Below are 13455 nucleotides of genomic sequence, written 5' to 3'. Positions count from 1 at the left end.
CAAACTACTACTCACTACGTTGTTCTGTCAGCGAGGTGCGCATTCTACAGGGGTTACCCAAATGGTCAAGCCAGAAGCACCACTGTTACAAAATAATTACATTTGCAAACTTACGCTTACCAACTTGCGCCACTACTGTTAACCCTTTGGACAATTGTAAGTTTCTATCTGTCACTTTATCGCTATTTAATTTCACGCCACCTTGCTCAATGGCACGATAGGCTTCTGAGGTGCTTTCTACCAAACCAGCAAGTTTTAACAACTGCGCGATGCCAACATTTTCACCTTCTATGTGAATGCTAACTTCTGGCACGTCATCCGGAATACCGCCCTTGGCGCGCGTTTGAAAATCAGCTAAGGCTTTTTCTGCATCTGCTTGACTATGGAAGCGCGCAACGATTTCTTGTGCGAAACCTACTTTAATATTGCGTGGGTTTTCACCTGCAGCCACTTGAACTTTCCATTTTGCAATAGTTTCTAAAGTCTCAAATGAAAGTAGCTCTATATAACGCCACATCAATTCGTCTGATATAGACATGATTTTAGCGAAGATAACTTCGGGCGCTTCGGCGATACCTATATAGTTGCCAAGTGACTTGGACATTTTATTGATGCCATCTAAGCCTTCCAACAAAGGCATGGTGAGCACGCATTGTTGAGACATACCCGCTTGTTTTTGTAATTCACGCCCCATTAGTAGGTTGAATTTTTGGTCGGTGCCGCCTAGCTCAACATCTGCTTTAAGTGCAACGGAGTCATACCCTTGCAAAAGCGGGTAAATAAATTCATGGATGGCGATTGGCAGATTACTTTTAAAACGTTTAGTAAAGTCATCACGTTCCAACATACGTGCTACGGTGTGACTAGCGGCAAGTTTCAACATACCTGCTGCACCTAGCTCATTGAGCCATTTAGAGTTAAAAACCACTTCGGTTTGCTCTGGTTTAAGTATCTTAAATACTTGCGCGGCGTATGACTTAGCATTCTCTTGCACTTGCTCTGCGGTTAACGGTGGGCGCGTAGTACTCTTGCCAGTAGGATCGCCTATCATGCCAGTGAAGTCGCCAATCAAGAATAAGACTTGATGACCAAGCTCTTGAAACTGACGTAGCTTATTAATGAGTACGGTATGCCCCAAATGCAAGTCAGGCGCCGTAGGGTCAAAACCTGCTTTAATTCTAAGCGGCTGACCTTTTTTTAGCTTTTCTATTAGCTCAGCTTCTATTAACAACTCATCTGCACCACGTTTAATAACGGCCAGCTGTTTTTTAATATCTGCACTTACGTTGTCTATAGTCACTTAAATTACATCCTTAATCTTTACTGTAAGCGATTAACATTTACAGTTTATTTACTTGTTCTAATTGAGTTTTCTGTTATTATCCAAAACCGTATCAACTCTTTTAGAGGGCAGCCCGTGGATATTAACGAGCCTAATCAACATCACGCTGAATTTGATTATTCAACTAAACAGAATTTAATACCAGCTTATGAGCAAAGCGCTATTTTAGCGCAAATCGCCAATAAAGCTGAGCGCAAGCTTAAATTGCGATGGATTCTAGCTATTTCTAGCCTACCTTTATTTGGCATTTACGCTGCTTTTGGTATTGCGCCACAAACGATGACCAGCACTATCGCGACAGCTACCGTCGTTGAAGAGATTACGCTGCCTGATGCAGCAAGCACTCAAGCAAATATTGCTGAACAACATTTTTGGTATAAAGATCACGTACGCCGCGATGATACATTGAACAACCTATTGTCTCGCCTAAACGTTCATAACCTAGATGCAATTAACTTTATACGTAGCGATGCTGTTGCCAGCGAAATCACCTCTGCATTAAAACCTAGCCATAACATGAAAGCACAAACGGACGGCGATGGTAATTTGATTTCTTTGGAGTATCAATTAGATACCGATCAATTCATTAATGTTACACAAACGGCTTCAGGCTATAGCGCAAGCAAAGTAACCCACAAGCTAGAAAGTCGCCCAATCTTAAAATCGGCAAAAATCAGAAGCTCCTTGTTTGGTGCAACTGATGACGCCAATATTCCTGATGACGTTGCCATTCAGGTGGCTGAAATGTTTGAAAGCCAAATTGACTTTAATAAAGACTTGCGTCGTGGCGACCAATTCAATGTGATTTACGAGGGTAGTTATGACGAAGGTGAGTTGGTAAAAACAGGTGAAGTGCTAGCTGCTGAATTTGTGAACAATGGTAAGACTTACCAAGCTGTTGGTTACCGCGATGCTTCAGGTGAAATGCAATATTACACACCCGATGGCAAAAGTCTGCATAAATCGTTTTTACGTTCACCGTTAGAATTTACGCGTGTCAGTTCAAGCTTTAGCACTGGTCGCTTCCACCCAATTTTGCAGCGCCTAAAAGCACATCAAGGCGTAGATTTAGCTGCGCCCTCGGGCACTCGAGTTAAAGCATCTGGGGAGGCTGTTGTTGACTTTGTCGGTCAAAAAGGTGGCTATGGAAATGTAATTGTACTCAAGCATGAAAATGGCGTCCGTACAGTATATGGTCATTTGTCGCGCTTTGCTGATGGTTTACATAGAGGTAGAAAAGTTGTACAAGGTGATGTGATTGGCTTTGTAGGCATGACAGGCTTAGCCACTGGACCGCACTTACATTATGAGTTTATGGTCAATGGCGAACATAGAGACCCGATGACAGTGGCTTTACCTAAGGCTGACCCAATTACAGGTCAGAATAAAATAGCATTTGATGCCATTAGCCACGACTTAACTGCGCAAATAGGTTTGCTAGGAAACAGTAATATTGCCGCATTAGAATAATCAATATTTAGAAAACTTTCTCAAAATATCATGGCTGGCGCACTTTTCATCGGGCTGATGTCTGGCACCAGCCTTGATGGTGTAGATGTTGCGTTAGTCGAATTTGGCAACCCTCAGCAGCCCAATGTGTTGCAAACTCACTTTTTAGCCTACCCGCCTGAACTTCGTACGCAAATTTTAGCGCTGCAGCACCCTACAAAAAATGAATTAGAAACTACCGCGATACTGGCGAATAAATTGGCTATGCTATATGCAGATGCGGTCAATCAATTGTTAACTATCGCAACACTCTCTCCCGATAAGATTACGGCTATTGGCTGTCATGGACAAACCATTCGACACAGACCTGAGCTGGGGTTTACCCTACAAATTGGCAATCCAGCGCTACTAGCGGAGCTAACAGGTATCACTGTAGTAGCAGACTTTAGAAGCCGAGACATTGCTGCTGGCGGCCAAGGTGCGCCATTGGTGCCGGCTTTTCACCAAGCAATATTTGCCCATCCTCAACTCAATCGCGCTGTGATTAATATCGGCGGTATTGCCAATATCACCTATCTTGCCAGCAACAGCGATTTAATCGGCTTTGATTCTGGCCCAGGCAATATGCTGCTTGATGCATGGATTAAGCAGCATAAAAACTTAAACTATGATGCCAATGGCGCATGGGCCCGTACTGGAAAGCTTATCGCCCCGTTATTATCAGCCATGCTCGCAGAGCCTTACCTTGCATTAATGCCACCTAAAAGTACAGGGCGTGATTTGTTCAATGATGCATGGCTCGCTGAGCATTTGGTAGATAACCACTATGCCCCTGAAGATGTTGCATTTACTTTAGTCTCGTTTACCGCACACACTATACATCAAGCACTTCTACAGCACTGTCTCGGCGTTGATGAGGTTTATGTATGCGGTGGCGGTGCGCACAACACATTGTTAATGCAGCAATTACAAAGTTTATTGGGTGAAATTAAAATAGAAACTACCAATCAACTTGGCATCGGAATCGACTGGGTCGAAGCGATTGCCTTCGCTTGGTTAGCTAAACTCTGTTTGAACCAACAAACAGCCAGCTTACCAGAGGTGACTGGCGCAAAAGGCGCGCGGATATTAGGTGCCATCTATCAACGCTAATATAAGCTACAAGATTTAACTAGCACCAATCTTCTTGAGATTTAGCTTGGTTTGATTAAGCAATTATGCAACTCTATAAAGTATAATTAATTTAAATCTAGAATAAACTACAAGGCACGCAAACATGACCAAAGCAACAAAAGCCACCCTTACATTTGATAATGGTGCCCCCCCTATAGAACTGCCAATTCTGTCCGGCACCCTTGGTAACGATGTTATCGATATTCGCAGCTTAGGCAAACACGGTGTATTTACTTACGATCCTGGCTTTTTGTCTACCGCCGCCTGCAACTCAAACATTACCTTTATTGATGGCGAAGAAGGTCTACTTTACTATCGCGGCTATCCGATTGAACAGTTAGCCGAACATTGCAACTTCATGGAAGTTTCGTATCTATTACTACACGGCGAACTTCCAAATACTACGCAAACAAAAGAGTTTACTGACACAATCAGTGGCAGCACTATGCTGCATGATCAGCTAAGTAATATCTTCCGTGGTTTTAGACGTGATGCTCACCCAATGGCAGTAATGGTAGGGGTGGTAGGTTCTCTCTCCGCCTTCTATTTTGATGCAATGGATATTCGTGACGCAAAACATCGCGAGATTTCTGCACATCGCTTATTAGCAAAAGTGCCAACGATTGCGGCTTGGAGTTACAAATATAACCTTGGTCAGCCGTTTATGTATCCGCAAAATCATCTTAACTATGCTGAAAACTTCATGCATATGATGTTTGCAACACCCTGCGAAACCTATGTCCCTAACCCTGTGCTAGCCAAAGCGTTTGAGCGTATTTTAATTTTGCATGCTGACCATGAGCAAAATGCATCTACTTCAACAGTAAGGTTGGTTGGCTCAAGCGGCGCAAACCCATTCGCCTGCATATCTGCGGGCATTGCCTCGCTATGGGGCCCAGCTCATGGCGGCGCAAACGAAGCCACACTCAAAATGCTAGAGGAAATTGGCGATGTTTCACGCATAGGCGAGTTCATTAAACGGGCTAAAGATAAAACTGACACCTTCCGCCTAATGGGTTTTGGACATCGTGTTTATCGCAATATGGACCCACGCGCAAAAATTATGCGTACCACGTGCCATGAAGTGCTGGATGAGCTTGGCTTGCACGACGACCCAATGTTCAAACTGGCGATGGAGCTTGAAAAAATTGCACTCGAAGATGAATACTTCGTTTCACGCAAACTTTATCCAAATGTAGACTTCTATAGCGGTATTGTGATGCGTGCGATGGGAATTCCTAACTCTATGTTCACTGCGATTTTTGCTTTAGCCAGAACCGCAGGCTGGATCGCACAATGGTCTGAGATGATCTCTGATGATGAGCACAAAATCGGCAGACCGCGTCAACTCTACAAAGGAAGTTTACGTAGAGATTTAGCCCCTATGGACAAACGTTAATCCACGCTTTGACATGGCGACTAAAAGCAAACATCTGTAGTAGCTATGTCTAAACTAAATTGAACCTTTAATTTTCTTTAACTATCCTATATTGCATGTTAAAACGTTTTTCACATATTGCTGTTTACCTGCTACTGGCGTTAATGCCATTACAGAGCATAGCTGCAGCAAACATGCTTATATGTAATAGCATGATGACTATGAATAAAGTCAGTGAGCAATCGCAAATGATGCCGTGCCATGAACATATGAATAGCACAGCTTCAAATAATATAAATCAAAAACATGACAGCGATGCCAGCAGTAAATATAAAGATGCTTGCAAAGCCAACTGCGCTCATTGCGCTAGCATGTGTGCAATGGCTGCATTGCCTAGCCATTTGGAATCTACCGCTTTAGAAACCTCATCACAGACGTTTAGTTTAGCCTACCAATCTTACGCTTCAATCACCCTCCCCAACCTGCAACGCCCACCTATACGACTTTCTTAATTTAAGCCTTGTCACGCCTGTAACATTTAAACAGGCGTGATTTTGTAGCTATTCATTAAGAAAGGATATCCATGTTTATCAAACCATTAAGCGTAACAATGTCTTGCTTAGCATTATTGCTAAGCCATCAATACGCCACCGCTGGGCCTATGGGATTTAGTGGATCCGCCATGACCATGGGCGATTTCAACAATAACTGGCAAGAAATGTTTATCAACTACGCCATAACACCGCGCGATGCATTTGGTGTGAGTGCAACCTATATGCGCGCTGATGACAAAACCAAAACTCGCACTTTAGAAGAAGTCACCTACACGCGCTTGCTCACTCGTTGGAATATGCCGCATGCACAAGCCAACTTATGGTTTATGGGTGGGATTGGCGCCTTACAAGGTGAGGACAAACAAGCAGGGAAAGACCAGCGTTTTGACAAAATAATGGTCACGCCTGGTGTGCAGTTTGATTATGAAACCACGCGAATTTACTTTGCCGCAACATATAGACTATATCGTGCATCGGACATTAACCATGATTACAGTGCCGTACGTGCTGGCTTTTCTTTTTATGAAACTGAGTACGATAAAACCCAGCCTTGGTTCATTTTGGAAGCGCGCAATATGAACGGCTTATCTGAAAAAATTGAAATCACACCTATGTTGCGTTTCATTAACAAAAGTTTCTTTATTGAAGCTGGTGTGAATAACTCACGCGAACCACGATTTAACTTTATGTATATTTTTTAAAACTATTCACTACAACTATTTAAGGATTTTTATCATGAAAAAACTATTACTCACTTCACTAATTTTATCAACGCTATTAAGCAATGTCGCTTATGCTACACAAACCATCAAGGCCAATGTGAACGGCATGGTGTGTGCGTTCTGTGCACAAGGGATTGAGAGAAAAATGCGTGCACTCTCACAAACTAAAGATGTATATGTCAACTTGAAACAACGTGTTGTTGCAGTGGAGCTTAAAGACGGCCAAACCTTATCTAATGACACTGTAAAAGATTTGATTAAAGATGCGGGCTATGAAGTAACTTCTATCGAAGTCAGTGAGCATCCTATCACGCAGATTAAAGCTGGTTATGAACCCATAGAAAAGGAGAAAAAGTAAATGGCAGTAAATAGCACAGATGAAATGACCAGCCTCAAACAAACTAAAGCAGCCTCTGTATTATCACTATTTACTAGCGGCGGTACCTTAATATGCTGCGCACTGCCCGCTTTATTGGTAGGTATAGGTGCTGGTGCAGCAATGTCAACCTTGGTATCGAGCGTACCGCAGCTTGTTTGGTTTTCTGAACATAAACTCGGGGTATTTATTTTTGCGGCATTGATGTTAATTATCTCAGGCATCATGCAGTGGCGAGCAAGGAGCTTGCCTTGCCCAATTGATCCAGCATTAGCCGCAACTTGTATAGCAACACGTAAAACTTCGTTTAGAGTTTATGTGTTTTCGGTATTGATATTTCTAATAGGCGGATTCTTTGCATTTATTGCGCCGCTATTTCTGCAATAGATTTATTTAAGTAACAAAAAGCCAAGCTAACGCTTGGCTTTTTTGTTAAATACTAAAACTTATATTAAACTGAAAATGAAGATCCGCAACCGCAAGTCGTGGTTGCTTGTGGATTGCGAATAACAAATTGTGAGCCTTGCAAACTATCGGTGTAATCAATTTCAGCACCCATCAAATACTGTAGACTCATTGGATCAATTAATAAAGTCACAGAATCTTTTTGCACTTGTGTATCATCGTCATTCACTTCTTCTTCAAAGGTAAATCCGTATTGGAAGCCTGAACAGCCTCCGCCACTGACGAATACGCGTAGTTTAAGATCTGGAGAGCCCTCTTCTTCAATTAGCTCTTTCACTTTTTTTGCCGCATTGTCAGTAAACATTAATGGTGCGGGCATTTCACCTAAGTCTAAATTTTGTACATCAGTTACTGTATTCATTACGTACTCCTAAATTTCTTAATAAAATCATTGTGCTACGGTGTGGTAACAAGGTCAATCAATATTTAAAATCAATCTCAAATTGCACTGGCGTCTTGCACTTGCGCACTCTCACCTAAATAAACTAACTTACCTTCAATCACAGCACCCGTGTGCATTTCTAAGGATTTATAGTAAACGTCACCAGTAATATGCGCTTTGGCTTGCAGCTCAATAAACTGGGCTGCTCTTACTGGCCCAGTTACTTTGCCGTTGATTATAATCTTTGATGCGCTTACTGCACCTTCAATACTGCCATGCTCACTGAGTATGAGTGTGCTTGGGCTAGCAATTGGTTCATTAACCTTACCTCGAATCACACCATCAACACGCAACCCGCCAGAAAAATTAATGTCGCCTTCAATACGTGTATCAGCGCCAATAAGTGTATCTATGCTATTTTGAGTTCGATTGCTTTTTTTAAAAAACATTTAATTTCCTATTTTAATTCAATAGCTTGATTCTAACTAGCTAGTAGGTTTACTTTTTACCTAACATGTTTTTATAGAACAACAAATCTTCTTTAAGCTTGATGTTTTCATCATGCACAAGCTTAAGTTCTTCATTAAGATTTTTTTGCGAGGCTTGCTCAATCTTAATTTGCTGCTCTATTTGTATAATCTTGGTCTGAAAACCTTGGTTTTCAAGTATAGCTTGATTTAACTTTACAGTTAAATTTTCGCTTGCAGCAAATTGCCAATATGCCGCAACATAGCCTATAAAGACAAATAGCGCAGCCACCACCCACTGAAAATACCAAGGACGCTGGGAGCGCACAGCCACCTGTTTAGCGGTTAATCCAAAATGTCGGCGTATTCTTCTTCTGACTGGCTTCATTAGCTACTATGACAAAACTTATGGTAGAAGTGGCACAATTTCTAAGCCAGTATTTTCAGCTAGATTAAACATAATGTTCATATTCTGAATAGCCTGACCCGCAGCGCCCTTAACTAAATTGTCCTGCACTGCAATGATCGTTAAATAATCAGTACCTTCTTGCCTGTGGAGCGCGATACGAATTTGATTCGAGCCACGGACTGAACGTGTTTCAGGCAAAACACCCGCAGGCATCACATCGACAAAACGCTCGTGCTGATAACGCTGCTCAAACAACGCTTGAATATCCAGCGTTTTTGCTTTTTCTGAAAGTTTAACGTACATGGTAGAAAGCATACCGCGTATCATTGGTATCAAATGTGGCACAAAAATAAATGGCACATTTTCTCCTGCTAATTGTGTAAGCTGAGCGTGAATTTCTGGATGATGCCGATGTCCACTCACTCCGTAAGCTTTCAAATTATCACTCGATTCAGCAAACAAAGTTGCCACTTCGGCTTTTCTACCCGCGCCAGAAACACCAGATTTCGAATCAGCAATAATTGGCGCAGTAAAATCAATCAATCCTTGCTCCAACAAAGGAGCCAAACCTAATATTACAGTGGTAGGGTAACAACCTGGATTGCCTATCACTTGCGCTGATTTAATCTGCTCACGATACAGCTCGGGTATTCCGTAAACTGCATTTTTAAGTACTTCAGGGCAGCTATGTGGGATTTTGTACCACTTTTCAAAAACGGCTGTGTCCTGCAAACGGAAATCTGCTGCCAAATCAATCACCTTGACATTCGCTTTTAACAACTCCTGTGCCTGACTCATCGCCACGCCGTGGGGTGTTGCAAAGAACACTACATCACATTCAGTTAAATTTGATTGTGCTGGGTCTGTAAATTTTAAATCTACATAACCACGCAAGCTGGGAAACATATCAGCAACAGACAAGCCTGCTTCACCACGTGAGGTGATAGTAGTTAACTCAACACGCGGATGAATGCTCAATAGACGCAACAACTCTACGCCTGTGTATCCAGTGCCGCCAACAATCCCAACTTTTAATTTTTTATTAGTCAATTTTTTATCACTCATTGCGCATCATAATAAACTTAGCATAACAAAACTACACGTAAATACCAAAACAAAAAAGGTCGCAATTGCGACCTTTTCGTACTTCAACCGCGAATAGCTTATTAAAAGCTTAGCGTTTAGAGAATTGTTTACGACGACGTGCTTTGCGGAAACCAACTTTCTTACGTTCAACTTCACGAGCATCACGTGTTACAAAACCAGCGTGTGATAATGCACTTTTCAAATTAGCATCAAAGTCAATCAAAGCACGTGTAATACCATGACGTACCGCACCAGCTTGGCCAGATTCACCACCGCCGATAACGTTAACCATAATATCAAAGCTAGTTAGATTGTTAGTCAATTCAAGTGGTTGACGTAAAATCATACGTGCAGTTACACGTGAGAAATACTCGTCAACAGGTTTATCATTAACAACGATGTTACCTTTACCTGTTTTTAAAAACACGCGCGCTACTGAACTCTTGCGGCGGCCTGTACCATAATTATATTTACCGATCATCTTTATACCCTTAGATTTTCAATGTTTGCGGTTGTTGCGCCGCATGCTCATGCTTGTCGCCAGCATAAACTTTCATTTTTTTGATCATTGCATAACCTAAAGGACCTTTAGGTAACATACCTTTTACTGCTTTTTCTAAAGCGCGACCTGGGAACTTGTCTTGCATTTTAGAGAAAGTCGTTGTGCTGATACCACCAGGATAACCTGAGTGACTATGGTAAAGTTTACCGTCAGCTTTGTTACCCGTCACTTTTAATTTATCGGCGTTAATAACGACAATATAATCACCTGTATCAACGTGAGGTGTGTAAATAGTTTTGTGTTTACCGCGTAAACGGTGTGCAACCGCGCTAGCTAAACGGCCTAGAACTAGGTCTGTGGCATCAACCACAAACCAATCGCGCTTCACTTCATGTGATTTTGCTGAAAAGGTTTTCATCGTGTTACCAATACTGTGAGCTAAAAAAATTAAGAGGCGGATTTTATGCTGAAGCCTAGTGCTTTGTCAAACAATATGTTCAGTTTATGAATGAAATTTATTAAATATCTGAGATTTAACAAAATTAATAACGTTATCTTTAAATCTCATTTACCAAACTAACCAACCGAAATAGTGAGCAATGACTTTTTCACTAAAAAATTTCGCTAAAATCCCATGAGGAATACTAACTTAAAAAGTATAACTCTTTTAGGTATATAAGCCAGCATTATTATGTTGTTCTAAGTGGGTTTTATGCTAGGATATTAAAATTATTTTAATATCCTATTTTAAGCTTACTATTTAAGGCTACTTAATATCATATTAAAACGTAAGGTGAAACACATTTCTGAAAGCATACTTAATTGAGATTTTTAGCGCTTTTAACATTATTTTGTTATACAAATCTGAGTTTCGCCTTGGGTTTGGGTGACGCTGAACTTCAATCTAATTTAGGTGAAAAATTTTTAGTGCGGGTTAATGTAACAGATATTGAATTTTTACCTGATCCTATCTGTTTTACAGCAACCGATGCTGGCGAAGCTCCTGCTTTTAAGAAAGCTTCTGTTAGTATGAGAATTATCAATGATAACTATCAACTGACAATTAGCACTAACGACATCATTACAGAGCCAATTGTTAATTTACTGGTTTCATTTCGTTGTGAACCTAATGTAAATCGCGAATACGTATTGCTTCTTGATCCCGCACCAATCCCAACTGCTGACAGAGATAGCGCCAGTTATGACAACGCGAGCATTTTACCTAATGTTAATGATACAAAAAAACAAACTCATACAGCTGTAGCTAAATCTTCTTCTACGGAAGGCGCAGATTCTATATCCGAAGCTGCTCCAGAGCAAATTACAGCTAAAAAAGTACCCAAGAAAAAGAAACCTAAAAAAATCAGTTCAGATGATAAAAAGCTCAAGGCTAATAATATAGGCAAACAAACCCCCATTTCCACTTCTTCTAAAGCAACTCCAAAAAATAGAACTAATGCCGATGAAACTGAAAATAAATCAACGGCTAATAAACCCCTTTTGGTGATTTCTGCTGGCAACGCAAATGTATCGGAGGATAAAGATAAACAGGGTTTATCATTAAGATTAGCCACGAAAATGAACGTAGTGGGGCCGGATGGATTAACAGTCCCACCAACTGCTACTGATACCATGGATGAAATGACTGTAATGTCAAATCGTTTAGCCCATTTAGAAAAACAAATTACCAGCTTGCAAGTACGCAATGAACAACTGGTAGAAGATGCTCAAAAAGCTAAAGAAAATGAACTGTTTGATTGGTTAAAATATTTGCTGATAGCGTTAGGCATACTTATCACGATCGCGCTTTTAGAAGTGTTGCGTCGCAAACTTGTAAATAGACCAATTATCGTAAAAGACTCTTGGTTTGATGAACAAACTTCCAATGATACAGATAATAAATTGGGAGCGAATTCTGCGAACGCATTTAATGATTCCCTTGCAATAGCGCAATCTTTTGCCGAACCTAATTCAAACCAACCAACAGTGCATCATACCTCTGTTAATACTCAGATAATCACTAAAACTGAGAAAGAAGAACACGGTAGCATTATTGAAGACGCAGATGTATTTATGGAACATGGGCGACCTGCCTTGGCCATTCAACTATTGCAAAGCTATTTGAGCGATTCGCCTGCCGAATCTCCTGCAATCTGGATAAAATTGCTTAAATTGATTGCTAAAGAAGGTACCAAAAGTGAATATGATTCAGCCGTCATTGAATGTCACCAACACTTTAATATTAAGACCCCAGAATTTGGAGATGATGCACCAACAGCCGATTCATCGATAGAAGACTTTCCAGACATTGTCACGCGCTTAGAGGGCGTATGGGGCTCGCTGTATGCAGTTGGTTTTCTAAATGACTTGATTTTTAATAAACGTTCACAGCCTAGAGAAGGTTTTGATCTAGGTGCATTTAATGACCTTTTCTTCTTAAGAAATATCGCTAAGGATTTGGAATATAGCCATTCGACAGCTTTTAAATCTAGCTCAGATCAACTTAGATCGAATCAAACCAACATCAGTCAAGCAATTAATGCAAACGTAGCCGTTACCAGTTCTGAAAATACTTACTTTAATGAAGGATTATTTACGGATATTAATCCGTTGACAGACGTCCAAGCAGAACCCAAAGTTGAACCTCACAACGCCCAACCAGACACTCAGACACTCCTTAGCTCCTTCAATCGTGAAACTTCATACGAGGTAAGTATAATTCCTCATGATGAAATGTCATCGACTTTCAACTCCCAAGAGGAAGCGTTAAGGTTTGAGGTACCAGATAGTGTTGCCATTTCTAAACATGATCAAGCTTTGTTTTTGGCCGAAGAAGTAAATTTTAACTTACTTTCACCTTCAGAAAGTGTTGAAGATAGTCAAGGGTATCAACACGATTTGTTGAATGAAGAGATTGTATTAGACGACAGTGAGAATGGGCTAACGGATGAAAATGGACCCTTAGATTTCGCTATAGAGTTTCCGGATGAAGATGAGCAAAAAGCAAAAAGCAAGGCCAAAACTAAATCAGTTAAAAATCAAACCGAAACAAACGAGATTGAATGGGACTTACCCGTGATAGAGCCAGAAAATAAACCTAAGAATAAATCATAAGATTAAAGCTTATAAAATAGAACTTAATTTAGAGGA

Annotated in this window: 15 protein-coding genes; 8 read left to right on the top strand and 7 right to left on the bottom strand. The window is 40.9% G+C overall.

What is annotated here, in order from left to right; all coding sequences use genetic code 11:
• Nucleotides 1–85 precede the first annotated feature (85 nt).
• A complete protein-coding gene (gene tyrS, locus PSV17_RS06430; RefSeq protein ID WP_300480790.1) occupies nt 86–1300 on the bottom strand; it encodes a tyrosine--tRNA ligase in 1215 nt (404 codons plus the stop codon).
• Nucleotides 1301–1417: 117 nt separating this feature from the next.
• Between tyrS and PSV17_RS06425 the strand changes: the two genes are divergently transcribed.
• The 7 genes from PSV17_RS06425 to PSV17_RS06395 all read left to right on the top strand — a co-directional run bounded on the left by PSV17_RS06425 (nt 1418) and on the right by PSV17_RS06395 (nt 7381).
• Entirely contained in the window at nt 1418–2812 is a 1395-nt protein-coding gene (locus tag PSV17_RS06425; protein WP_300480788.1) for a M23 family metallopeptidase, read from the top strand.
• A 30-nt stretch (nt 2813–2842) separates the two neighbouring features.
• The gene (locus PSV17_RS06420; protein ID WP_300480786.1) at nt 2843–3943 is read left to right on the top strand and encodes an anhydro-N-acetylmuramic acid kinase; all 1101 of its coding nucleotides are present in this window, start codon (nt 2843–2845) and stop codon (nt 3941–3943) included.
• Nucleotides 3944–4067: 124 nt separating this feature from the next.
• Nucleotides 4068–5363, top strand: a complete 1296-nt coding sequence (gltA, locus tag PSV17_RS06415; protein WP_300480784.1) for a citrate synthase — start codon at nt 4068–4070, stop codon at nt 5361–5363.
• A 95-nt stretch (nt 5364–5458) separates the two neighbouring features.
• Nucleotides 5459–5854: a hypothetical protein gene (locus PSV17_RS06410; protein ID WP_300480783.1), complete on the top strand. Its 396-nt coding sequence runs from the start codon at nt 5459–5461 to the stop codon at nt 5852–5854.
• 71 nt (nt 5855–5925) lie between these two features.
• Complete coding sequence (locus PSV17_RS06405; protein ID WP_300480782.1) at nt 5926–6597, top strand: hypothetical protein; 672 nt, start codon at nt 5926–5928, stop codon at nt 6595–6597.
• A gap of 34 nt (nt 6598–6631) precedes the next feature.
• The gene (locus PSV17_RS06400) at nt 6632–6976 is read left to right on the top strand and encodes a heavy metal-associated domain-containing protein (protein ID WP_300480780.1); all 345 of its coding nucleotides are present in this window, start codon (nt 6632–6634) and stop codon (nt 6974–6976) included.
• Nucleotides 6977–7381, top strand: a complete 405-nt coding sequence (locus PSV17_RS06395; RefSeq protein WP_300480777.1) for a hypothetical protein — start codon at nt 6977–6979, stop codon at nt 7379–7381.
• A 64-nt stretch (nt 7382–7445) separates the two neighbouring features.
• On the opposite strand, the gene erpA is transcribed toward PSV17_RS06395, so the two are convergent.
• The 6 genes from erpA to rplM all read right to left on the bottom strand — a co-directional run bounded on the left by erpA (nt 7446) and on the right by rplM (nt 10723).
• Nucleotides 7446–7820, bottom strand: a complete 375-nt coding sequence (gene erpA / locus PSV17_RS06390) for an iron-sulfur cluster insertion protein ErpA (RefSeq protein WP_300480776.1) — start codon at nt 7818–7820, stop codon at nt 7446–7448.
• Nucleotides 7821–7897: 77 nt separating this feature from the next.
• Entirely contained in the window at nt 7898–8290 is a 393-nt protein-coding gene (locus PSV17_RS06385) for a polymer-forming cytoskeletal protein (RefSeq protein ID WP_300480774.1), read from the bottom strand.
• A 49-nt stretch (nt 8291–8339) separates the two neighbouring features.
• Nucleotides 8340–8696 carry a hypothetical protein gene (locus PSV17_RS06380; protein ID WP_300480772.1) on the bottom strand — a complete coding sequence of 119 codons (357 nt, stop codon included), beginning with the start codon at nt 8694–8696 and terminating at the stop codon, nt 8340–8342.
• 18 nt (nt 8697–8714) lie between these two features.
• The gene (argC, locus tag PSV17_RS06375) at nt 8715–9782 is read right to left on the bottom strand and encodes an N-acetyl-gamma-glutamyl-phosphate reductase (protein WP_300480770.1); all 1068 of its coding nucleotides are present in this window, start codon (nt 9780–9782) and stop codon (nt 8715–8717) included.
• A gap of 109 nt (nt 9783–9891) precedes the next feature.
• A complete protein-coding gene (gene rpsI, locus PSV17_RS06370) occupies nt 9892–10284 on the bottom strand; it encodes a 30S ribosomal protein S9 (RefSeq protein ID WP_013146798.1) in 393 nt (130 codons plus the stop codon).
• 10 nt (nt 10285–10294) lie between these two features.
• Nucleotides 10295–10723, bottom strand: a complete 429-nt coding sequence (gene rplM / locus PSV17_RS06365) for a 50S ribosomal protein L13 (RefSeq protein ID WP_300384504.1) — start codon at nt 10721–10723, stop codon at nt 10295–10297.
• Between the two features lie 404 nt (nt 10724–11127).
• On the opposite strand from rplM, the gene PSV17_RS06360 reads away from it, so the two are divergent.
• Nucleotides 11128–13419 carry a hypothetical protein gene (locus PSV17_RS06360; protein ID WP_300480768.1) on the top strand — a complete coding sequence of 764 codons (2292 nt, stop codon included), beginning with the start codon at nt 11128–11130 and terminating at the stop codon, nt 13417–13419.
• Nucleotides 13420–13455 lie beyond the last annotated feature (36 nt).

The sequence above is a fragment of the Methylotenera sp. genome, from assembly GCF_029946165.1.
Taxonomy (GTDB): Bacteria; Pseudomonadota; Gammaproteobacteria; order Burkholderiales; family Methylophilaceae; genus Methylotenera.
The sequence above is the reverse complement of the archived record's forward strand: the minus strand, read 5'-3'. Positions and strand labels throughout refer to the sequence as shown.